Origin of the sequence: Paracidovorax wautersii (assembly GCF_031453675.1) — a bacterium.
Classification (GTDB): domain Bacteria; phylum Pseudomonadota; class Gammaproteobacteria; order Burkholderiales; family Burkholderiaceae_C; genus Paracidovorax.
The window spans coordinates 4550954-4571377 of the sequence record NZ_JAVIZX010000001.1; the positions used below are offsets into that span (position 1 = coordinate 4550954).

At 68.8% G+C, this 20424-nt stretch carries 22 protein-coding genes and 2 pseudogenes; 11 read left to right on the forward strand and 13 right to left on the reverse strand.

Features of this window, described 5'->3' with window-relative positions; all coding sequences use genetic code 11:
* Positions 1 to 15 precede the first annotated feature (15 nt).
* The gene (gene hslO, locus QE399_RS20660) at positions 16 to 1005 is read right to left on the reverse strand and encodes an Hsp33 family molecular chaperone HslO (protein ID WP_309831829.1); all 990 of its coding nucleotides are present in this window, start codon (positions 1003 to 1005) and stop codon (positions 16 to 18) included.
* 43 nt (positions 1006 to 1048) lie between these two features.
* Positions 1049 to 1573: a gamma carbonic anhydrase family protein gene (locus QE399_RS20665; RefSeq protein ID WP_309831832.1), complete on the reverse strand. Its 525-nt coding sequence runs from the start codon at positions 1571 to 1573 to the stop codon at positions 1049 to 1051.
* Between the two features lie 104 nt (positions 1574 to 1677).
* Between QE399_RS20665 and QE399_RS20670 the strand changes: the two genes are divergently transcribed.
* From QE399_RS20670 to QE399_RS20680, 3 genes are all read left to right on the forward strand, one after another.
* Entirely contained in the window at positions 1678 to 2481 is an 804-nt protein-coding gene (locus QE399_RS20670; protein WP_309831833.1) for a ferritin-like domain-containing protein, read from the forward strand.
* 134 nt (positions 2482 to 2615) lie between these two features.
* Positions 2616 to 3896 carry an EAL and HDOD domain-containing protein gene (locus QE399_RS20675; RefSeq protein WP_405044039.1) on the forward strand — a complete coding sequence of 427 codons (1281 nt, stop codon included), beginning with the start codon at positions 2616 to 2618 and terminating at the stop codon, positions 3894 to 3896.
* 57 nt (positions 3897 to 3953) lie between these two features.
* Entirely contained in the window at positions 3954 to 5246 is a 1293-nt protein-coding gene (locus tag QE399_RS20680) for an EAL and HDOD domain-containing protein (protein ID WP_309831835.1), read from the forward strand.
* Positions 5247 to 5362: 116 nt separating this feature from the next.
* Here QE399_RS20680 and QE399_RS20685 read toward each other — a convergent pair whose 3' ends face one another.
* From QE399_RS20685 to QE399_RS20705, 5 genes and pseudogenes are all read right to left on the reverse strand, one after another.
* Entirely contained in the window at positions 5363 to 6352 is a 990-nt protein-coding gene (locus QE399_RS20685; protein ID WP_309831837.1) for a Bug family tripartite tricarboxylate transporter substrate binding protein, read from the reverse strand.
* Between the two features lie 67 nt (positions 6353 to 6419).
* The gene (locus QE399_RS20690; RefSeq protein ID WP_309831839.1) at positions 6420 to 7010 is read right to left on the reverse strand and encodes a Bug family tripartite tricarboxylate transporter substrate binding protein; all 591 of its coding nucleotides are present in this window, start codon (positions 7008 to 7010) and stop codon (positions 6420 to 6422) included.
* Positions 7011 to 7092: 82 nt separating this feature from the next.
* Positions 7093 to 7395, reverse strand: a pseudogene (locus QE399_RS20695) (Bug family tripartite tricarboxylate transporter substrate binding protein); the annotation flags it as partial.
* A gap of 60 nt (positions 7396 to 7455) precedes the next feature.
* Positions 7456 to 8356, reverse strand: a pseudogene (xerD, locus tag QE399_RS20700) (site-specific tyrosine recombinase XerD).
* Positions 8357 to 8469: 113 nt separating this feature from the next.
* Entirely contained in the window at positions 8470 to 9432 is a 963-nt protein-coding gene (locus tag QE399_RS20705; protein ID WP_309831841.1) for a tripartite tricarboxylate transporter substrate binding protein BugE, read from the reverse strand.
* Between the two features lie 183 nt (positions 9433 to 9615).
* Here QE399_RS20705 and QE399_RS20710 point away from each other — a divergent pair, with 183 nt between their 5' ends.
* Together QE399_RS20710 and QE399_RS20715 are read left to right on the forward strand one after the other, a co-directional pair.
* Entirely contained in the window at positions 9616 to 10521 is a 906-nt protein-coding gene (locus QE399_RS20710; protein ID WP_309831843.1) for an AEC family transporter, read from the forward strand.
* A gap of 27 nt (positions 10522 to 10548) precedes the next feature.
* On the forward strand, positions 10549 to 11238 hold the full coding sequence (locus QE399_RS20715; RefSeq protein ID WP_405044042.1) for a GDSL-type esterase/lipase family protein: 690 nt from the start codon (positions 10549 to 10551) through the stop codon (positions 11236 to 11238).
* An 83-nt stretch (positions 11239 to 11321) separates the two neighbouring features.
* On the opposite strand, the gene queG is transcribed toward QE399_RS20715, so the two are convergent.
* Entirely contained in the window at positions 11322 to 12368 is a 1047-nt protein-coding gene (gene queG / locus QE399_RS20720; protein ID WP_309832228.1) for a tRNA epoxyqueuosine(34) reductase QueG, read from the reverse strand.
* Between the two features lie 12 nt (positions 12369 to 12380).
* Between queG and tsaE the strand changes: the two genes are divergently transcribed.
* The 4 genes from tsaE (at position 12381) to QE399_RS20740 (ending at position 15187) form a co-directional block, all read left to right on the forward strand.
* On the forward strand, positions 12381 to 12923 hold the full coding sequence (gene tsaE / locus QE399_RS20725) for a tRNA (adenosine(37)-N6)-threonylcarbamoyltransferase complex ATPase subunit type 1 TsaE (RefSeq protein ID WP_309831845.1): 543 nt from the start codon (positions 12381 to 12383) through the stop codon (positions 12921 to 12923).
* 73 nt (positions 12924 to 12996) lie between these two features.
* A complete protein-coding gene (locus QE399_RS20730) occupies positions 12997 to 14445 on the forward strand; it encodes an N-acetylmuramoyl-L-alanine amidase (RefSeq protein ID WP_309831847.1) in 1449 nt (482 codons plus the stop codon).
* Positions 14446 to 14494: 49 nt separating this feature from the next.
* Positions 14495 to 14827, forward strand: coding sequence for a cupin domain-containing protein (locus QE399_RS20735; protein WP_309831850.1), 333 nt, complete (start codon positions 14495 to 14497; stop codon positions 14825 to 14827).
* 126 nt (positions 14828 to 14953) lie between these two features.
* Positions 14954 to 15187 carry a glycine zipper domain-containing protein gene (locus tag QE399_RS20740; RefSeq protein WP_309831852.1) on the forward strand — a complete coding sequence of 78 codons (234 nt, stop codon included), beginning with the start codon at positions 14954 to 14956 and terminating at the stop codon, positions 15185 to 15187.
* Between the two features lie 79 nt (positions 15188 to 15266).
* Here the strand turns inward: QE399_RS20740 and QE399_RS20745 are convergent, their stop codons facing one another.
* The 4 genes from QE399_RS20745 to QE399_RS20760 all read right to left on the reverse strand — a co-directional run bounded on the left by QE399_RS20745 (position 15267) and on the right by QE399_RS20760 (position 18441).
* On the reverse strand, positions 15267 to 15929 hold the full coding sequence (locus QE399_RS20745; protein ID WP_309831854.1) for a DedA family protein: 663 nt from the start codon (positions 15927 to 15929) through the stop codon (positions 15267 to 15269).
* A 120-nt stretch (positions 15930 to 16049) separates the two neighbouring features.
* Entirely contained in the window at positions 16050 to 17276 is a 1227-nt protein-coding gene (locus QE399_RS20750) for a urate hydroxylase PuuD (protein ID WP_309831856.1), read from the reverse strand.
* A gap of 225 nt (positions 17277 to 17501) precedes the next feature.
* Positions 17502 to 18323, reverse strand: coding sequence for a xanthine dehydrogenase accessory protein XdhC (gene xdhC, locus QE399_RS20755; RefSeq protein WP_309831857.1), 822 nt, complete (start codon positions 18321 to 18323; stop codon positions 17502 to 17504).
* The gene (locus QE399_RS20760) at positions 18304 to 18441 is read right to left on the reverse strand and encodes a hypothetical protein (protein ID WP_309831859.1); all 138 of its coding nucleotides are present in this window, start codon (positions 18439 to 18441) and stop codon (positions 18304 to 18306) included. Before QE399_RS20760 ends, xdhC begins: the two co-directional genes overlap by 20 nt.
* Positions 18442 to 18460: 19 nt before the next feature.
* Here QE399_RS20760 and QE399_RS20765 point away from each other — a divergent pair, with 19 nt between their 5' ends.
* Positions 18461 to 19015: a hypothetical protein gene (locus QE399_RS20765; protein WP_309831861.1), complete on the forward strand. Its 555-nt coding sequence runs from the start codon at positions 18461 to 18463 to the stop codon at positions 19013 to 19015.
* A 194-nt stretch (positions 19016 to 19209) separates the two neighbouring features.
* Here QE399_RS20765 and uraH read toward each other — a convergent pair whose 3' ends face one another.
* Positions 19210 to 19560, reverse strand: a complete 351-nt coding sequence (gene uraH, locus QE399_RS20770; protein WP_309831863.1) for a hydroxyisourate hydrolase — start codon at positions 19558 to 19560, stop codon at positions 19210 to 19212.
* 103 nt (positions 19561 to 19663) lie between these two features.
* On the opposite strand from uraH, the gene QE399_RS20775 reads away from it, so the two are divergent.
* Positions 19664 to 20344 (forward strand): GntR family transcriptional regulator, encoded by a 681-nt coding sequence (locus tag QE399_RS20775; RefSeq protein ID WP_309831866.1) that lies wholly within the window; start codon positions 19664 to 19666, stop codon positions 20342 to 20344.
* Positions 20345 to 20424 lie beyond the last annotated feature (80 nt).

Here is a 20424-nt window from a genome sequence, read left to right on the forward strand (position 1 = left end):
TTTTGGCCTCAAAGATCACTGCACGGCATCCGTGCCCGGCGGCAGGTGCATCTTGCCTGTGAAGACTTGCGCCGCATCCACTGCGTCGTAGCGGTACTGCTGCCCGCAGTACTCGCAGGCCACCTCGATCTCGCCGCGCTCGGCCAGGATGCTCTCGGCCTCCTCGGGGCCCAGGCTGCGGAGCATGGCGCTCACCCGCTCCCGGCTGCAGGTACAGGCAAAGCGCGGCGCGTCTTCGCCCTGGCGAGGGGCGAAGCGCAGCAGCTTCTCTTCCCAGAACAGCCGGTGCAGGATGGTGTCCACGTCCAGCGACAGCAGTTCCTCACGCGTCAGGCTGGCCGCCAGCGTGGCGATGCGGTTGTAGTCCTCGTTGCGGCCGATCTGGTCTTCGTTCTCGCCATGGCTCATCTCTGCGGCCAGGTTGCCTTCGCCCTTGATCGGCATGCGCTGGATCAGCAGCCCCGCAGCCACCTTGTCGTTGGCCGCCAGCACCAGCGTCGTGTCGAGCTGCTCGGACTGCAGCATGTAGTGCTGCAGCACATCGCTCAGGCGCTCCAGCTTCTCGCCGTGGTCGCCGTTCAAAGGCACCACGCCCTGGTAGGGCTGCTGTCCGGGCATGCGGTCTTTGGGGTCGAGCGTGATGGCGCAGCGGCCCACGCCGCCCACGTTCACCATCTGGGGCAGGCCGGCCTGCGGCGGCAGTTCGCCGGTGATCGATGCCGTCGCCCGCAGGCTCAGGTCGGACTGCACCTCCGCCACGGCGAGCTTGACCGGACCGTCCCCGAAGATCTGCAGCACGAGCGCTCCGTTGAACTTGATGTTGGACTGCATGAGCACGCCGGCTGCCGCCATCTCGCCCAGCAGTTCACGCACGGGCTCCGGGTAGGCGCCGGTGGCGGTGTTGTTGGCGCGGCGCGCGAGGATGTCGGTCCACGCGTCCGTCAGGCGCACCACCATGCCGCGCACCGGCAGGCCATCGAAAAGAAACTTGTGGAGTTCAGACACCGTGGGACTTCCTGATGAGATGTGAAAGCGCTGCCCGGCCGTATCAGCCGGTCTGGCGCAAGCCGGCGCGGAAACGCCGGGCGTTGTCGATATAGGTCTGCGCACTCTTGCGCAGGCCTTCCATTTGTTCGGGCGTCAGCTGGCGAACGGCCTTGGCGGGGCTGCCGAGGATCATCGATCCATCGGGAAACTCCTTGCCCTCCGTGACCAGCGCCCCGGCGCCGACCAGGCAGTTCTTGCCGATCCTGGCGCCGTTGAGCACCACCGCACCGATGCCGATCAGCGATTCGTCGCCCACCGTGCAGCCGTGCAGCACGACCTTGTGGCCCACCGTCACGCGCTCACCCAGCGTCAGCGGCTGGCCGTGGTCGGAGTGCAGCACGCTGCCGTCCTGCACATTCGTCCCCGCGCCGATGGTCAGCGTCTCGTTGTCGCCGCGCAGCACGGCGCCGAACCAGATGCTGGCATTGTCCCCCAGCACCACGTTGCCCATGACCTCGGCGCTGTCGGCCACCCAGGCCGATTCCGCCACGCGCGGCGCCACGCCGTCCAGTTCGTACAAAGCCATGTTGTCTCCTGTAGTGGTTGGAATGGGGGAAACGGCGCCGTGCGCCCTCAAGTAGCAGGGCGCCGACCACCAGAGTCGTGAAGAGCCTCCCTAGAATTGTAGGGATGGAGCTTCGTGAACGTGCTCTGCAGGTCCTGTGCCTGGCAGACCCTGACCAAAAATCGGCTGCTGCGCTTGACATGTATGCGCGGGCAGCTACTTTTTCAATAGCACCCCTGGCGCCCGAGCCCCCCGTCGATCCTGCCGCACTGCCGGGGCGGCCCGACCGGCCGGAGCTGCGTCCCCACACGGAAGTGGCGCGGCGCTCGCCCGCTACCCCGGCAGGCCGCGCGGTGCTTATGCATGCCATCGCGCACATCGAGTTCAACGCCATCAACCTGGCGCTCGACGCCATCTGGCGCTTCGACGGCCTGCCAGCGCCCTTCTACCTAGACTGGCTTCGCGTGGCCGCCGAGGAAGCCAAGCACTTCCGCCTGCTGCGCGACCACCTGCGCACGCTGGGCCACGACTACGGCGACTTTCCCGCCCACCAGGGCCTGTGGACCATGTGCGAGAAGACGGCGCACGACGCCGTGGCCCGCATGGCGCTGGTACCACGCACGCTCGAAGCCCGCGGACTGGACGCCACGCCTCAGATCCAGCGCAAACTGCGGCAGGTGGGCACACCCGACGCTTTGGCGGCGGTGGACATCCTGGACGTGATCCTGCGCGAGGAGGTCGGACATGTAGCCATTGGTAACTATTGGTATCGCTGGCTGTGTGACCGGGAGGGGTTGGAGCCCGAGAGCCATTACGCCGTCCTGGTGCGCCGGTACGAGGCCCCGCGTCTCAAGCCGCCCTTCAACGATGCGGCCCGGCGCGCCGCCGGGTTCACCGACGCCGAGCTCGAGTGGTTGCAGCACGGTTGACGCGGTCGGCATCGCGAACCACCATCCGTTCCTACAATGGGTGCAGCGGTCCTCGCGGCGCCCGCCCCTTCGACTGCAGTGCGCCCGACCGCTGGCGGCAGAACCCGCGGCGCGTTCCTCTCCCCGTATCCCTTATGTCCTCCACCACGTCCATCGCCGCCTTCGAGTCCCCCTCCTCCCCCACTGCGCCGACCGGAACGACCGGCGCCATGATCGCCCGCCAGGCCATCGTCAACGCCCAGCAGGCCGTCATCGGCTACGAACTCTTCAACCGCTCTCGCGCCAGCGTGGCCCATACGGCCGCCAGCGATGTCATCCTGGTGTTCACGGCGCTGTCGCATGCCGGCACCGAAGACTTGGTCGGCAAGAAGCTCATCTTCGTCAACTGCACCCACGAAAGCCTGGCCGGCGGCCACCTGGAACTGGTGGACCCGGACAAGGTCGTACTGGAGATTCCTCCGCTGGGCCATGCCGCCGCCGAGGAAGTGAGCATGCGCCTGCCCATCCTGACGGGGCTGCGGGAGCGGGGCTTCCACCTCGCGTTCAACCACACCGTGCTCGAGTCGGCCTACGCCCCCTGGCTACCGCTGGCCGACTACATCAAGCTCGATCTTTCGGTGCTGGCCCACGACCAGCTGGCCGTGCTCATCAACTACGCCGGCCGGCACTCCACCGCCGAGCTGATCGCCGAGAAGGTCGAAACCGCCCAGCAGTACGACATGGTGTCCAGCAAGGGCGTGCAGCTGTTCCAGGGCTACTGGTTCTCGCGCCCCGCGCTGGTGGAGGCCAAACTGCTCACGCCTGCGCAGGGCAGCATCATCCAGCTCATCAACCTGGTGCGTAACCAGGCCAGCACGGACGAGATCGAGGAAGTGCTCAAGAAAGATCCGGGCCTGGCCTTCAACCTGATGCGGCTGATCAATTCGTCCGGCTTCGGACTGTCACGCGAGGTGACGTCCTTCCGCCAGGCCGTGATGCTGATGGGGCTGAAGAAACTCTTCCGCTGGGCTGCGCTGCTGCTCACGGCCTCGCGCAACGGCGGCATTCCCTCCTCCATCGGCTCCAACGCCGTGGTGCGGGGGCGGCTGATGGAACTGCTGGCACAGGACATCCTGCCCGCCGAGGAAGCCGACCAGGCCTTCGTGGTCGGCATCTTCTCCATGCTGGACGTGATGCTGAGCATGCCCCTCGCCTCCGCCGTCGGCCTGCTGCACATGCCCGAGGCAGTGGCCGAAGCGCTGTTGCACCGCACGGGCGTGCTCGGCGACCTGCTGACGCTCACGGAGGCGTGCGAGACCAGCAACGACGAGATCTTCGACCAGACAGCGACCCGCCTGGGCCTGAGCAGCCAGCAGATCAACTGGGCCCACCTGCAGGCGCTGGCCTGGGCCGACCATCTTTCGGACGAGGGCTGAGCGGCCCGTTCGCCCCCTGCTTCTAGAATCCCCTTATCCACTGCCTCCTAGCGCCTCATGTCGAGCACCTCCGATCAAGCCCCTGCCGCCGCTGACCCTTCCGCCGCTTCCGACGCGGCCGCAGATGCCGGCAACCAGATCATCATCGCCCGCCAGGCCATCCTGGACGAGCAGCGCGCCGTGTTCGGCTACGAGCTCTTCGACCGCTCCACCGCCGCCGACGCGCACACCGCCGCCAGCGACGCCGCCCTGCTGTTCAACGCGCTCTCGTATGCCGGTACCGAAGCACTGGTCGGCAAGAAGACCGTCTTCATCAACTGCACCCATGAGAGTCTGGCCGGTGGCCACCTGGAGCTGATCCACCCCGAGAAGGTGGTGCTGGAAGTCCCCACGCTGGCCGACGGCGCCACGCCCGAAGACATCGCGGGCCGCGTGCCCACGCTGGAGGCGCTGCGCGCCCGGGGCTTCCGCCTGGCGTTCAACCAGAACGTGCTGCGCCGCTCCTACGCCAGCTGGCTGCCCCTTGCCGCCTTCATCAAGCTGGACATGCAGGCCTTCAAAACCGAGCTGACCGAGCCGCTGGTGAAGTTCGCCCGCCAGTACACGCAGGCCACGCTGGTGGCCGAGAAAGTGGAAACCGCCGAACAGCACGAGCGCATGGCGGGCCTGGGCGTGAAGCTGTTCCAGGGCTACTGGTTCGCCAAGCCGGCGCTGGTGAAGGCGCAGACCATCCGCCCGTCGCAGGCGACCATCATCCAGCTCATCAACCTGGTGCGCAAACAGGCCACCACGGCAGAGATCGAGGAGCTGCTGAAGAAGGACCCGACGCTGTCCTTCAACCTGCTGCGCTTCATCAACTCGTCGGGCTTCGGCCTGTCGTGCGAGGTCACGTCCTTCCGCCACGCGGTGATGATTCTCGGCCTCAAGAAGCTCTTCCGCTGGGCGGCACTGCTGATGACCACCTCGCGTGCCAGCGGGTCGCCCCCGGCGGTGGGGCAGACGGCCGTGGTGCGCGGCCGTCTCATGGAATTGCTGGCCGCCGAGCTGCTTCCCCCCGAGGAGTGCGACAACGCCTTCGTGGTGGGCGTGTTCTCGCTGCTGGACACCATGCTGGGCGTGCCGCTGGAGAAGGCGCTGGAATCCGTGGCGCTGCCACAGCCCGTGGTGGACGCGCTGCTGCACAACACCGGCGTGTTCGCACCGTTCCTGGAGCTGACGAAGGCCTGCGAGAGCGGCGACGACGTCGCCTTCGCGCGCGCCGCGGATGCGCTGCACCTGTCCAACCGCCAGGTGAACTGGGCGCACCTGCAGGCGCTGACCTGGGCCGAGGGCCTGGGCGGAGAAGACTGAGCCGCAAGGCCCGCGCCGCCGGCGCGGCGCCGGGCGCCGAGCAACCGGCTGCCAATCATCAGCTCAGCCACGCTGCCGCGGCCCGCATGGCCTGCGCAGCGCGGCCGGCCCACCCCTCAGTTCATCTGAATGTTCGCCGCGCGGATGATGCGCGCGTTGGTTTCCGACTCGGCGGCGATCTGCCGCGCAAAGTCCGCGGCCTTGCCGCCGGTGGGCACGTTGTCCGTGGCTTCCAGACGGGCTTTCATGTCGGGCAGTGCCAGGGCCTTGTTGATCTCTGCATTCAGACGCTCCAGCACGGGCGCAGGCGTCTGCGCGGGCGCGAAGACGCCGAACTGCGAGCTCATGTTGGCCGCCGGAAAGCCCAGCTCGGCGAGCGTGGGCACATCGGGCAGGGTCTCCAGCCGCTTGGGGGCACCCACGGCCAGCGCCTGCAGCTTGCCGGCCTTCATCTGCTGCATCACCGCCGGGCCGGCGTTCGTCGACAGCACCTCGAACTGCCCGCTCAGCGCATCGTTGAGCTGCTGACCGCCGCCCTTGTAGGGCACGTGCGTGATCTGCAGCTTGCCGGTCAGCATGATCTGCTCGAGCATGATGTGGCCTAGCGACGCCAGCCCCGAGGTGGCCCAGCGCACCTCGCCCGGCCGGGCCTTCGCGGTGGCCAGCAGCTGGCGGAAGTCCTTGGCGCCGGTGGCGGGGGTGCCCATCAGCAGCACGGGGGAATACATGACGCTGGCCACGGGCGCGATGTCCCTGGCCGGGTCGAAGGGCGACTTGCCCAGGTGCGGGTTCAGCACCAGGGGGCTGATGGCGGAAAAGCCCAGCGTGTAGCCGTCCGGTGCGGCCTTGGCCACCATGTCCATGCCGATGCTGCCGCCGGCACCAGCCTTGTTCTCCACCACCACGGGCGTGTGCAGCTGGGACGACAGCTTGTCGCCCAGGGCGCGGGCCACCACGTCGCTGACGCCGCCCGCGGGGTAGGCCACGATGATGCGGATCGGCTTGGACGGCCAGGCAGGGGCCTGTGCCAGGGCAGAGAAGGGAAGGCCTGCGGCGAACAGGGCGGGCAGACCGGCCAGCAGGCGGCGGCGAAGGTGTCGAGGCATGGAGATGGCGAAAAGCGTGGAGAAAAGAGGGTGGGAGCGGTCGCCACGGGGCGCCGCACCTGCCGGGTCAGTCGGCCAGCTGCAGCTTGCGCTCGCGGATCAGGCGCGACCACTTCTCATTGTCGCCTTTCACGAAGGCCTCGAACTCGGCCGGGCCGGCCGGATGCACCTCCGAGCCCGCCGCAGCGAACTTGGCCTGCACTTCGGGCTGTGCCAGCACGCGCGCCAGTTCGCGCGACAGCCGCTCCGTCACATCGCGCGGCAGGCCGGCCGGGCCCACCAGGCCCTGGAAGCCCACGGACTCCATGGCGCCCAGGCCCAGCTCGCGCACGGTGGGCACGTCGGGCAGCTGCGGGTCGCGGCGCGGTCCGGTCACGGCCAGGGCCTTGAGCTTGCCGCCCTTGATCTGCGGCAGCAGCACCGTGCCCGCATCGATGAGCAGCTGGGTCTGCCCGCCGATCAGGTCCTGGATGGCAGGAGCGCTGCCCTTGTACGGCACGTGGGTCACGTTCAGGCCGGTGGCCTGGTTCATCAACTCGCCGTTGAGGTGGGTCGAGGTGCCCGCGCCGCCCGAGGCGAAATTGGCCTGGCCGCCCTGCCCCTTGGCCCATTCCACCCAGCCACGCAGGTCCTTGGCGGGATGGTCGGGCCGGGTCACCGCGATGTAGCTGCCCCAGGCTGATCTGCCCGATGTAGGTGAACTGGCGCACCGGGTCGTACGGCATCTTCTTCTGCAGGTACGGCGCGATGGCGAAGGGCCCCGTGTTGGCCAGCAGCAGCGTGTAGCCGTCCGGCGCGGCGCGGGTGAGCTCGGTCGCGGCGATCATGCCGCCGGCGCCCGGCTTGTAGTCCATCACGATCTGCTGGCCCAGTGCGGCCTGCAGCGGCATCTGCACGGTGCGTGCGGTGAAGTCGATACCGCCGCCCGGCGGGTAGCCGATGATGAGGCGGATGGGCTTGGCCGAGGGCCAGGCCTGGGCGCACGCGGCGGTGGACAGCAGCGCCATCGCGCAGGCGCCGGCCCATTGCTTGAAACGGGTCATGTCGTGGTCTCCTGTGGTCGCCGTGATCGTGCTCCGGATGGCGCGAGACGCAAGCAGGACTTACCCGCGCGGATGGTGCTGCGCATGCAGCTGCTTGAGCCGCTCGCGCGCCACGTGGGTGTAGATGGTCGTGGGTGGAGATGTCGGCATGGCCCAGCAGCAGCTGCACCACACGCAGATCGGCACCGTGGTTGAGCAGGTGCGTGGCGAACGCATGGCGCAGCGTGTGGGGCGACAGCGGCACGGTGATGCCGGCCTGCTGGGCGCATTTCTTCACGATGACCCAGAACATCACGCGCGACATGGCCGCGCCGCGCTGGGTCACGAACAGGTCATCGGTCTGCTGGCCCGCGAGGATGGCGCCGCGCCCCTCGGCCAGGTAGCGCTCCAGCCAGCGCTGCGCCTCGGCGCCGAACGGCACCAGCCGCTCCTTGCCGCCCTTGCCCATCACGCGCAGCACGTTTTCCTGCAGGCTCAGGTGGAAGGTCTTGAGCGTGACCAGTTCGGTCACGCGCAGCCCGCTGGCGTACATCAGTTCCAGCATGGCCCGGTCGCGCAGGCCCAGCGGCGTGGCCGTGTCGGGCGCGTGCAGCAGCGCCTCGACCTGCGCCTGCGACAGCGTCTTGGGCACGCGCATCGGCTGGCGCGCGGCCTGCAGCCGCACGGTGGGATCGACCTGGATGCGGCCCTCACGCAGCGCCCAGTGGAAATAGCGGCGCAGCACCGTCAGGCGCCGGTTGGCCGATGTGGCGCGGGTGGTGGCGTGCCGGGCTGCGAAGTAGCCGTGCAGGTGGTGCTCCTCCGTGGCGTCTACGGCCAGGGGCGGCTCCTGGGCAGCCAGCCAGTCGCCGTACATCGACAGGTCGCGCCGGTAGGCGGCCAGCGTGTTGCGCGAGAGGCCGTCCTCCAGCCACAGGGCGTCTATGAAGGCATCGATGGAGGACTGGCTGTCGGGAAGCATCGGGCGAACTTAGCACGTAAAAAAGCCGCCCGCAGGCGGCTTGGGGAGAGCACATCGGCGCGGGTGGCAGCGCCGGCGGGCATGTCACGCCAGGTGCGCGCCCGGCTGCGGCATCACTCCAGCACCAGCTTCTGCTTTTGCACCACCTGCTTGTAGACCTCGAACTCGGCCTTGATCTGCTCGGTGAACTGCTCGGGGGTGTTGGCGACGATGAGCGAGCCCGTGTCCTCGATGCGCTTGCGCACGGCCGGGTCTTCCAGCGCCTTGCGCACGCCGGCGTTGATCTTGTCCACGACGTCCTTCGGCAGGCCCTTGGGGCCCAGGATGCCGTAGTAGGCCATGCGGTTCACCGGCTCCAGGCCCACTTCCTTGAACGTGGGCACATTGGGCAGCGCGGCGACGCGCTGGGGTGCCGCCACCACGATGGGCACCAGGCGGCCGTCCTTGATGAAAGGCAGCGCCGAGGGCAGGTTGTCGAAGATCATCGGCACCTGGCCGGCCACGGTGTCGTTCAGGGCCGGGCCGGCGCCACGGTAGGGGATGTGCGTGACGAAGATGTCCGTCAGGCTCTTGTACAGCTCCATCTGCAGGTGGCCGATGCCGCCGGTGCCGGACGACGAGTACGAGTACTTGCCCGGCGACTTCTTCATCTCGGCCACGAAGGACTTGTAGTCCTTGGCGGGGAACTTGGGGTTCACCGCAATGATGTTGGGCGTGGCCGCGATGTTGATGATCGGAGTGAAGTCGGTCAGCGGGTTGTACGGCGTCTTGGGGTTGATGGCCGGGTTGGCCGCCGTGGTGGACACCGTGGCGATGCCCAGCGCATAGCCGTCGGGCGTGGAGCGCGCGGTTTCCGACGCACCGATGATGCCGCCGCCACCCGCCTTGTTCTCCACCACCACGGGCTGGCCGATCGCACGCGACAGCGGGTCGGCGATGACGCGCGCGATGATGTCGGTCGTGCCGCCGGGGGCAAAGGGAACGACGAGGCGCACGGGCTTGTTGGGATAGCCCTGGGCCAAGCTGGTGCCTGCGGCCACGGTCAGGGCGACGCCCAGCCAGATTCGACGTTGCATGGTTTTCCTCCTCAATGTGCTTGTGCGAACAGTAAGCGGGCATCCTATCCGCACCGCCTTGTGGAACCGGGGGGTGCAAGTCCTTGATCCGTCAGGGATTTCCCGAGTCGGCGCGCCCCGCGTCAGGCAATTGCAAGCCACCGTCAGCGCCGTCCGACACACACGCCACGGTATCCTCGGCCGGTGAATTACGCCCAGCTCCTTCTCCCGGATTTCTCGCTGATCCTGATCGGCTACCTGCTCTGCCGCTACACCCCCCTGAACCGCTCCGTGTGGCAACCGGTGGAGAGCCTGGTGTACTTCCTGCTCTTTCCGGTGCTGCTGTTCCAGTCCATCGTCAAGAGCCCGATCCACGTGGGCGAGGCCTCCGGGCTGATCGCTGCCGGCGTGCTGTCCGGCCTGCTGGGCATCGGCCTGGCGTACAGCCTGCCGCGGCTGCCCTGGATCGGCCAACGCATCGACCCGCGCGACCATGCGGCCAGCGCGCAGATCGCCTTCCGCTTCAACTCCTTCATCGGCCTGGCGCTGGCCGAGCGCCTGGCCGGCCCGCAGGGCCTGTTGCTGATCGCGGTGCTGATCGGCGTGTGCGTGCCGATGTTCAACATCGCCGCCGTCTGGCCCATGGCGCGCGCCGGGCAGCACGGGTTTCTGCGCGAGCTGGTGCGCAATCCACTGATCGTGGCCACGGCGACCGGGCTGGTGGCCAACCTGCTCGGCTTTCGCATCCCCGCGTGGATCGAGCCCACGGTGAGCCGCATCAGCGCCTCGTCCCTCGCCCTGGGGCTCATGGCAGCGGGCGCGGGCATGCAGTTCGGCCTGCTGACGCGGGGCAAGGCGCTGTCGGCGTCGGTGCTGCTGATCCGGCACCTCATCACGCCGCTGATCGGGCTGGGGATGGCGCACCTGTTCCAGCTCGATACCGTGCAGACCACCGTGCTGCTGGCCTTCACCGCCCTGCCCACGGCCTCCACCTGCTACGTGCTGGCCGCCCGCATGGGCTACAACGGGCCGTACGTCGCCGGACTGGTGACGCTGTCGACCGTGCTGGGCGTGGTGAGCCTGCCGTTCGCGCTGGGCGTGCTGCGCTGATCTCTCCAAGGCATACACCGCCCGTACATGACTCCGTCCCTTCGTCCCCTGCTCCACTCCTCTCCCCTGCGCCGCCGGACGCTCCTGCTGGCGGCCACCGGCGCCGCGACCGTCCTGGCGACGGCTTGCGGCCGCAAGCCGGCCAAGACCCAGCCCATTCCCTCAGGCGCCACGGTGCTGGCCCTGGGCGATTCGCTCACCTGGGGCACCGGCGCCGGCACCCAGGACGCCTACCCCGCCGTGCTGCAGGAGCTGACCGGATGGCACGTCGTCAACGCCGGCATCTCGGGCAACACCGCAGCCCAGGCCCTGGAGCGTCTGCCGGGCCTGATGGCCGAACATGATCCCGCGCTGGTGATCCTGTGCACCGGCGGCAACGACTTTCTGCGGCGCCAGAGCGCCTCCGCCACGCAGGCCACCATCCGCCGCACCGTCCAGGCCATCCAGGCTGCCCGCGTGCCTGTGCTGCTGGTGGCCGTGCCCCAGTTTTCCGTGATCGCCGCGGCAGGCGGCCCTCTCAGCGACCATCCCCTGTACGAAGAGCTGGCCGACGAGTTGAACGTGGCGGTGTACAGCGGCGGCTGGTCCGAGGTGCTGGGCGATGCGCGCCTGCGCTCGGACGCGGTGCACGCCAACGCGGCGGGTTACCGCCGGTTCGCCGAAGGGCTGGCCCAGCGGCTGCGGGTCGCGGGATGGCTGCGGACGCCGCAGTCGTAGCCGCCTCGGGCAGCGACGCCGGTCATCATCACTATCAAATATATAGCTGCCTGCGCTTATCAGATAAGCGCCAGAGGCCTATTTTATTCAGATTCCTGCGCCAGCGCCCAGGCCACGTGCTCGCGCACCAGCGCACTCGGGTCGTCCGCCCGCGCAGCCAGCGCCGCCCGCACGCCGGCATCGCCCGTCGCCCGCAGCGCGTTGCCCAGGCCCACGGCCACGTTGCGCAGCCAGCGCTCGTGCCCGATGCGCCGGATGGGGCCGCCCTCGGTCATGCGCAGGAAGGTGGGCTCGTCCCAGGCGAACAGGTGCACCAGCTGCTGGCCCACCAGCCCGCGGCGCTCGTCGAAGTCCGGCAGGCGGCTCGCCTGCGCGAACTTGTTCCAGGGGCAGATCAGCTGGCAGTCGTCACAGCCGTAGATGCGGTTGCCCATGGCGCGCCGCAGCGCCACCGGGATGGCGCCCGCGTGTTCGATGGTCAGGTAAGAGATGCAACGCCGCGCGTCCACCCGGCCGGGCGCCACGATGGCCTGCGTGGGGCACACGTCGATGCACGCCTGGCAGCTGCCGCAGTGCGCAGTGACCGGCGCGCTGGCGGGCAGCGGCATGTCGATGTAGATTTCGCCCAGGAAGAACATCGAGCCCGCATCGCGGTTCAGCACCAGCGTGTGCTTGCCGCGCCAGCCCTGCCCGCTGCGGCTGGCCAGCTCGGCCTCCAGCACCGGGGCGGAGTCGGTGAACACGCGGTGCCCTACGGGCCCCACGGCCTCGCCGATGCGGTCCGCCAGCTTCTGCAGACGCGCGCGCAACACCTTGTGGTAGTCCCGCCCCCGGGCGTAGACCGACACGATGGCCTCGTCCGGCCGGGCCAGCCGGTCGAACTCCACGGCCTGCCAGCCCTGCGGGTCGCGGCCCTGCGGCAGGTAGTCCATGCGCGCGGTGATCACGCTCACGGTGCCGGGCACCAGCTCGGCCGGCCGCGCCCGCTTCAGGCCATGCGCCTGCATGTAATGCATGTCACCATGGAACCCTTGGGCCAGCCATTGCATCAATCCCGCTTCGGCGGACGACAAATCCACGCCCGCCACGCCGATTTGGGAGAATCCCAGCTCGCGGGCCCAGCCTTGTATTTGAGGAACGAGTTGACTGCTGCACGACATCACGGCCAGATTGTAGAAAGCCCCTCTGCTGACGGCGCTGCGCGCGCCGCGCCGCCGCACCTGCGCATGGATCAGCAATGGCACGGCGAAGACGACACCGCCCGCTTCGCCGCCCGTCTGGCCGCGCAGCCGGCCTTGCGCAACGCCTTCATCACCCTGCACGGCGACCTGGGCGCCGGCAAGACCACCCTGGTGCGCCACCTGCTGCGCGCGCTGGGCGTGCAGGGCCGCATCAAGAGCCCGACCTATGCCGTCGTGGAGCCGCACGAGGCGCCCGGCCTGGCCATCTGGCACTTCGACTTCTACCGTTTCAGCGACCCGCGCGAGTGGGAAGACGCGGGCTTTCGCGACGTGTTCGCCAGTGCGGGGCTCAAGCTCGCCGAATGGCCCGAGAAGGCTGCAGCCCTGATTCCGCCTGCGGACCTTGCTATTCACATTGAAGCAGAGGATGATGACACCCGACGCGTCACGCTGCAGGCCGGCACGGCCCGTGGCGACGATATCCTGCTGGGGCTGCAGGCATGAAGAACCAACACGCCGCGCCACACCACCGCACCCTGCCCCCGACCGCCGACGCACGCCGCATGGAGGATCTCCGATGAGCGACGAGCACTCGCCGCGCCCCAACCGCAGCCGCCGCGCGCCCGGCGCATCCCGCCGCTCGCTGCTGCAGGCCGGCACCCTCGTGCTGCTGCTCGGCGCGCAGCACATCGCGCGCGGCGCCGGCATCGTCGCCGTGCGCGTCTGGCCCGCGCAGGACTATTCCCGCGTCACCATCGAATCCGACCAGCAACTGGTGGCCAAGCAGTTCTTCGTGGCCACGCCACCCCGGCTCGCGGTGGACATCGAAGGGCTCGACCTGAACCCCGAGCTGCGCGAGCTGGTCGCCAAGGTCAAGCCGGACGATCCCAATATCGCCGGCATCCGCGTCGGCCAGAACGCGCCCGGCGTGGTGCGCCTGGTGATCGACCTCAAGCATGCGGCCCTGCCGCAGGTGTTCACCCTGCCGCCCATCGCCGCGTACCGCCACCGCCTGGTGTTCGACCTGTACCCCGCCGTGGCCGAGGACCCGCTGGAGGCGCTGATCGCCGAGCGCCTGCGCGAGGGCACGCCCCCGCCCCCCGTGCCCAGCGCCGTTGCGCGGCCCGGCACGGCCGCCGACCCGCTCGGCGACCTGATCGCCAAGCACAGCACGCCGGCCGACCAGCCCGTGCCGCCCGCACACGGCGCAGCCCCCGCTGTCACGCCGCCCCCCATCACCGCGGCCGCCCCGCCGCCACCGCCGCGCGCGCAGCCCGCGGCGCCCGCCATCGCCAAGGCCACCGACCGGCTCATCATCGTGGCACTCGACCCGGGCCACGGCGGCGAAGACCCCGGCGCCATCGGCCCGGGCGGCACACGCGAGAAGGACGTGGTGCTCAAGGTCGCGCATCTGCTGCGCGACCGCATCAACGCCACCACCGTGGGCGGCAATCCCATGCGCGCGTTTCTCACGCGCGACGCCGACTTCTTCGTGCCACTGGGCACGCGGGTGGAAAAGGCGCGCCGCGTGCAGGCCGACCTGTTCGTGTCCATCCATGCCGATGCCTTCACCACCCCGAGGGCCAGCGGGGCCAGCGTGTTCGCGCTGAGCCAGGGCGGCGCCTCGAGCACCGCCGCGCGCTGGCTGGCCAACAAGGAGAACCAGGCCGACCTGGTGGGCGGCCTGAACGTGAAGGCGCAGGACCAGCACGTGCAGCGCATGCTGCTGGACATGAGCACCACCGCGCAGATCAACGACAGCCTCAAGCTCGGCAGCGCGCTGCTGGGCGAGATCGGCGGCATGGCCAAGCTGCACAAGCCGCGCGTGGAGCAAGCCGGCTTCGCCGTGCTGAAAGCGCCCGACATCCCCAGCGTGCTGGTGGAGACGGCCTTCATCAGCAACCCGGAGGAAGAGGCCAAGCTGCGGTCGGCCGCGTATCAGCAGCAGTTGGCTGACGCGCTCATGCGCGGCATCACGCGATACTTCGCCAAGAACCCGCCCCTGGCACGCAGCCGGTCGGTCTGATCCCAGGCCGCCGGGGCGGGCAAGCTCGATGGTCCATCAGGAGAACCCCATGGCACTACCTCACGCACGGTCCGGAGAAGTCGTCAGCATCCTGCCGCTGGGCGAGCGGCTGGCCGAGGCCGCCACGTCGGCCATCATCAAGGCCGCCCAGCTGGAGGTCATCCGCGTGGTGCTGCCCGCGGGCAAGGAACTGCGCCAGCACGACACCCCCGGCGAGATCACGGTGCAATGCATCGAGGGCGAGGTGGAGTTTCATGCCGGCACCGCGGCGCGGCTGCTGCAGGCCGGCGACTTCCTGCACCTGGAGCCGCGCGCGGAGCATTCGTTGCGTGCGCTCAAGGACGCATCGCTTCTCGTCACCATCTGCTTGCAGGCGGGCTGAGTCCTACAGGGTCCGGCCTCGACTGCCTACACCTGCGGCACGGCGATGGCGCAATAGTTGGTACACGGATGGGATGGCGGCAGCGATGCCCTGTCCAGTCTGCCAACAACGCTGAAGGAGCACACCATGAACTATCGTCATCTCGTTTCCGCTGCCGCCTGTGTTGCCGTTCTGGGCCTGGCCGGCTGCTCGACCAACCCCACCAGCCAGCAGGTTGGCACCGGCGTAGGTGCCGTGGCCGGCGGCGTGGTCGGTAGCGCACTGGGCGGCACCGCCGCCACCGTGGGCGGCGCCGCAGCCGGCGCACTGATCGGTAACGAAGTGGGCAAGGACCGCGACCGCCAAAACGGCCGCCGTTGATCGCCCGCCCCTCCGTGATCCCCCATGACAAAGGCCGCCCTTGGGCGGCCTTTGTCATGTCTGTCGCACACTCAGCGCATCACTGCGGCGCGGCAGGCGCAGCGGCGCTCTTGCGGCTCGCGCGCCAGCCGCCATAGATCGCGATCAGGCCCGGAATGAAGATCATCGCCCAGATGATCTTGTCCAGATGCTGCTGCACCCAGGGGAAGTTGCCGAAGAAGTAGCCGGCCGTGCAGATGCCCAGGACCCACAGCAGCGCGCCGCCCACGTTGTACGCGGTGAACTTGGTGCGCCCCATTTCCGCCACGCCGGCCACGAACGGCGCGAAGGTGCGGATGAAGGGCATGAAGCGCGCGATCACGATCGTGACGCCGCCGTATTTCTCGTAAAACTCATGAGCCTGGTTAAAGGCCCGGCGGTTGAACCAGCGCGAGTCCTCCCACTGGAAGACCTTGGGCCCGAAATAGCGGCCGATGGTGTAGTTGCACTGGTCCCCCAGGATGGCGGCCACCAGCAGCACGGTGACGGCGATGGGAAAGCTCATCAGCCCGGCGCCGCACAGCGCACCCACGATGAACAGCAACGAGTCCCCGGGCAGGAAGGGCATCACCACCACGCCCGTCTCCACGAAGACGATGATGAACAGCAGGGCATAGACCCACGGCCCGTAGGCAGCGACGAAGGCTGCCAGGTGCTTGTCGACATGCAGGATGAAGTCGATCAAAAAGCTCACGATTTCCAAGCCGGTTCCTTTCAAAAAAGCAGCGGTACTCTAACGCAGCGCCGCCGCCGGAAAGCCGAAGGCCCGCCACCGGGCGGGCCTTCGCATGCGGCGGCCGGCAAGGCCAGGCCAGAAAGAGTTCTAAGGGGCCACGGACGCACCGCCCTCGAACCAGCGCTTGACCAGCGCCCGTTCGTCCTCGGTGATGCCGGTGGCATTGTTCATGGGCATGAGCTTTTGCACCGCCACCTGCTGGTAGATGGCCTGCGCGTGCTGCTGCACCGAGGCCGCCGAATCCACCCGCAGGTTCTTCATCTGCACCTGCTCGCCGTGGCACAGGTAGCAGCGCTGGGCCAGCACAGGCTGCAGCTGCTGGTAGCCCACCGCCGCGGGGGCCGCGCCACCGGCGGGCGCCGCTGCCGCGGCCGCGGCCGGCGCCATCGATGGCTTGAGCCCGATGACGGCGCCCACGATCACCGCCGACCCCACCAGGGCATACGGCAGCGGATGGGCGTTGCGGCCCAGCTTCCAGCCGTGGCGCAGCACGAAGAACTGGCGGATGGCCGCCCCGGCGAACATCATCAGGATGAGAATCAGCCAGTTCTGCGGATGGCTCCAGGTGAAGCTGTAGTGGTTGGACAGCATGCAGAACAGCACCGGCAGCGTGAAGTAAGTGTTGTGCACGCTGCGCTGCTTGCCGCGCTGGCCGTGGATCGGATCCACGGGCTGGCTGGCCTTCATCTGCGCGATGACCTTGCGCTGGCCGGGAATGATCCAGAAGAACACGTTGGCGCTCATGCTGGTGGCGATCATCGCGCCCACGAGCAGGAAGGCCGCGCGCCCCGCGAACCAGTGGCAGGCAAGCCACGAGGCCGCGCACACCAGCACGAAGACCAGCGCGCCGACGATGGCATCGCCATTCTTGCGCCGCCCGAAGAGGCGGCAGATGGCGTCGTACAGCAGCCAGAACACCACCAGGAAGGCCAGGGCCACCACGATGGCCGTGGCCGGCGCCCAGTCCATGCGGGACTTGTCGATGAGGTAGGTGCTGGCGCTCCACAGATACGACACGGTGAACAGCGCGAAGCCGCTGATCCAGGTGCTGTAGCTCTCCCAGAAGAACCAGTGCAGGTTCTTGGGCAGCTGCGGCGGCGCGCCCGCAAACTTGACGGGGTGGTAGAAGCCGCCGCCGTGCACGGCCCACAGCTCTCCGCTCACGCCCTGCTTCTTCAGGTCTTCGTCGACCGGCGGCGTGAGGCTGGAGTCGAGGAACACGAAGTAGAACGACGAGCCCACCCAGGCGATGGCGGTGATGACGTGGACCCAGCGCAGCAGCAGGTTGGCCCAGTCGAGAAGATAGCTTTCCATGGTCTTGTTCCTCGGAACGCGTTGCGGACCACCCGCGAACCCGTTCCCGCACACGGCGCGTGGGACGCCGTCGGACTGCTCACCACTGCGGGCGCTCTGAGCAGAGAAAAAAAGCCGCGCACCTGAGAGACCGTTCCGCCCCCGGCACCGCTGCGACCATCGAAAAAACACAGCGCAGTGTATCCACGCCCTGCCGTGCATCAAGCAATTTCGGCGCCAGCGTCTTCAACCCAGGCCCTGCAGCAGTTGGGCCGCCACCGCCACGGCAATCACCTCGGGCTGCTTGCCAGCAATGCCCGGCACGCCGATGGGGCAGGTCACCTGCGCCAGCTCGTCCGGCGTGAAGCCGCGCGCCTCCAGGCGGTGGCGGAAGGTCGCCCATTTGGTGCGGCTGCCGATGAGCCCGATGAAGGGCAGGTCGCCGCGCTCGCGCTGGCGCAGCAGGCAGGCGGCGACGACGTCCAGATCTTCTGCGTGGCTGAAGCTCATGATCAGCACCCGGCTGCCCGGTGCCAGCGTGGGCACGGCGGCCTGCACGGGCTCGGAGTGCTCGCAGAAGGTGTCTGTCAGCGGCTCGGGCGGAAAGACGCCGTCGCGGCTGTCGATCCAGTGCAGCGCGAACGGCAGCGGCGCAAGCACACGCGCCAGCGCATGGCCCACATGCCCGCCGCCGAACAGCGCCACGGGCGCCAGCGGCGGCGCGAGGCGCCTGCGCAGCGCCGGAATGTCGGCGTGGGTGACCCGTTCGAACCGCAGATGGACCACACCGCCACAGCACTGGCCCAGGCTGGGGCCCAGGGCGTGCCTTTCCACCGCCGGGCGCTCCGCGGCCGCCGCCGGGTCGGCCAGGCGGCGGCGTGCCTCGGCCATGGCCTGCAGCTCCAGGTGCCCGCCGCCCACGGTGCCGACCAGCGGCACCCCTTCGCCGAACACGGCCATCCAGGCACCCGGCTCGCGCGGGACGGAGCCCTGCACGGACTCCACCGTCACAAGGCAGGCCGGCGCAGCCTGCAGTCGCTGCAGTAATTCATGCAATGGCCCGGCCATCACGTCCTTTCGATTCCATGGAGACAGGAGGCGCCGGCAGGAGGGCGGCGCGGGCCATCGCCCGCCAGCGCGGTGCCGGCAACACCGGCACAATCACCGGATTGTTGTTGTTGTTCATCCAGCATAGCGGCCCAGCCATGTCTCAGCCCTCTTCCGATCGTCCTACCGGTGCACCCGCCGCCCGCAAGAAGCGCGCCTCCTGGCTGCCCGCCAGCCTGGTCGCCGCCGTGACGGCCCTGGTGGCCGCCTGCAAGTCCGGGCCCGAGGCGCCTCCGCCCCCACCGGAGAGCCACCCGGGCAGCGACTCACCGGTGATCGGCCCCGTGCCCGCGCAGCAGGGATCGGCCCGCAGCTCGGCCGCCGCCACGCCGCGCGCCTACCGGCAGGACGCCGCCACGCACCTGTACGGGCTGAACGCGCAGCGCATCTACAAGGGCCAGCTGCCGCCGCTGCTGCACGCCATCGGGGTGCTGGAGGTGGACATCGACCGCGCCGGCCGCGTGACCGCCGTGCGCTGGCTGCGCGCGCCGCGCCATGCGCCGGATGTCATCGCCGAGATCGAGCGCACGGTGCGCGCGGCGGCGCCCTTTCCCGTTCCGGCGCGCATGGGCAAGGTGACCTATACCGACACGTGGCTCTGGGACAAGAGCGGCAACTTCCAGCTGGACACCCTGACCGAGGGCCAGCGCTAGGGAATCTCTGGGCGATTCACTGCGCCGCTCGATGCGTGCAGAGACCCGTGGCGACGCCCATGGAGCGGACGCCCAGGGTAGGACTTCCGATCGCAAATCAGGAGCTGACTACACTTGACCAACGCCACTTCCAGGCACTTTTCCATCGCAACTGCCCGCACTTCAAGCGCAAGCAGCTCTCAAAAAAAGAGCGTTCAGGAGCCCCGGTACGTGGAGTAGCTCCACGGGCTCACCAGCAGCGGCACGTGGTAGTGCTGGTCGGCATGCGCGATGCCGAAGTCCAGGTGCACCACGTTCAGGAAGTTCGGCTCGGGCAGTTCCACGCCCCGCGCACGGAAGTAGCCGGCCACGTCGAAGCTGAGCCGGTAGGTGCCCGCCCGCAGGCCGGCGCTGTCGAACAGCGGCGCGTCGGTGCGGCCGTCGTGGTTGAGGACCAGCTGCTTGACCAGCGTGGCCTGATCGCCCTGAGTGGCATACAGCGACACCGCCATGCCCGCAGCGGGGCAGCCGTGCATGGTGTCGAGAACGTGGGTGCTGAGGCCCATGGGGAATCTCCTGAGGTGGGGACGCCGGAACGCCGATGTTTGTCGACCAAAAGTGTATACACTTTTACGCATCCGCTGCCCCCTCCTTTCACCGCCAGAGGCCATGGAATCCTCCTCCACCGGCGCCATCGTCCAGGCGCTGACCCGCGCCATCGCCACGCACCGTCTGCAGCCCGGCACCAAGCTGGGCGAGCAGAAGCTGGCCGATCACTTCGGCGTGTCGCGCACGCTGGTGCGGCAGGCGCTGTTCCAGCTGGCGCAGAACCGGCTGGTGACGCTGGAGCCGGCGCGGGGTGCCTTCGTGTCCACGCCTTCGGTGGAAGAGGCGCGCCAGGTGTTCGCCGTGCGCCGCATGCTGGAGACCGAGATGACGCGAGCCTTCGCGCGCAGCAGCACGCCGGCCAAGATCCGTGCGCTGCGCCAGCACGTGGCGCACGAGCAGGCCGCGATGGACGGCACCGATGCGCGCATGCGTGCAGAGCTGCTGGGTGACTTCCATGTGCGCATGGCCGAGCTGATGGGCAACGACGTGCTGGCCCAGATGCTGGGCGATCTGATCTCGCGCTGCGCGCTCATCACGCTCATGTACCAGTCCGACAGCGCCGCTGCGCACTCGCACGAGGAACACGGCGACATCGTCGCGGCCCTCGCGGCGCGCGACGAGGAGCGTGCCGTGCAGCTGATGCAGGCCCACCTCTTGCATGTCGAAGCCGGGCTGGCGTTCGACGAGCACAAGCGCCCTACCAACGATCTCTCCCTGGCCCTGGCGGCCGCCGCACCATGACCCTCTACGACGCCACCCTGCCCTACCCGCGCGACCTGATCGGCTACGGCCGCAACCCGCCCCACGCGCGCTGGCCCGGC

Bases quoted from the DNA above. Each gene is read 5' to 3' on its own strand.
- QE399_RS20665 (WP_309831832.1), bottom strand. From the start codon at position 1,573: ATGGCTTTGTACGAACTGGACGGCGTGGCGCCGCGCGTGGCGGAATCG.
- QE399_RS20670 (WP_309831833.1), top strand. From the start codon at position 1,678: ATGGAGCTTCGTGAACGTGCTCTGCAGGTCCTGTGCCTGGCAGACCCT.
- QE399_RS20675 (WP_405044039.1), top strand. From the start codon at position 2,616: ATGTCCTCCACCACGTCCATCGCCGCCTTCGAGTCCCCCTCCTCCCCC.
- QE399_RS20680 (WP_309831835.1), top strand. From the start codon at position 3,954: ATGTCGAGCACCTCCGATCAAGCCCCTGCCGCCGCTGACCCTTCCGCC.
- QE399_RS20685 (WP_309831837.1), bottom strand. From the start codon at position 6,352: ATGCCTCGACACCTTCGCCGCCGCCTGCTGGCCGGTCTGCCCGCCCTG.
- QE399_RS20705 (WP_309831841.1), bottom strand. From the start codon at position 9,432: ATGCAACGTCGAATCTGGCTGGGCGTCGCCCTGACCGTGGCCGCAGGC.
- QE399_RS20715 (WP_405044042.1), top strand. From the start codon at position 10,549: ATGACTCCGTCCCTTCGTCCCCTGCTCCACTCCTCTCCCCTGCGCCGC.
- QE399_RS20730 (WP_309831847.1), top strand. From the start codon at position 12,997: ATGAGCGACGAGCACTCGCCGCGCCCCAACCGCAGCCGCCGCGCGCCC.
- QE399_RS20735 (WP_309831850.1), top strand. From the start codon at position 14,495: ATGGCACTACCTCACGCACGGTCCGGAGAAGTCGTCAGCATCCTGCCG.
- QE399_RS20740 (WP_309831852.1), top strand. From the start codon at position 14,954: ATGAACTATCGTCATCTCGTTTCCGCTGCCGCCTGTGTTGCCGTTCTG.
- QE399_RS20750 (WP_309831856.1), bottom strand. From the start codon at position 17,276: ATGGAAAGCTATCTTCTCGACTGGGCCAACCTGCTGCTGCGCTGGGTC.
- xdhC (WP_309831857.1), bottom strand. From the start codon at position 18,323: ATGGCCGGGCCATTGCATGAATTACTGCAGCGACTGCAGGCTGCGCCG.
- QE399_RS20760 (WP_309831859.1), bottom strand. From the start codon at position 18,441: ATGAACAACAACAACAATCCGGTGATTGTGCCGGTGTTGCCGGCACCG.
- QE399_RS20765 (WP_309831861.1), top strand. From the start codon at position 18,461: ATGTCTCAGCCCTCTTCCGATCGTCCTACCGGTGCACCCGCCGCCCGC.
- uraH (WP_309831863.1), bottom strand. From the start codon at position 19,560: ATGGGCCTCAGCACCCACGTTCTCGACACCATGCACGGCTGCCCCGCT.
- QE399_RS20775 (WP_309831866.1), top strand. From the start codon at position 19,664: ATGGAATCCTCCTCCACCGGCGCCATCGTCCAGGCGCTGACCCGCGCC.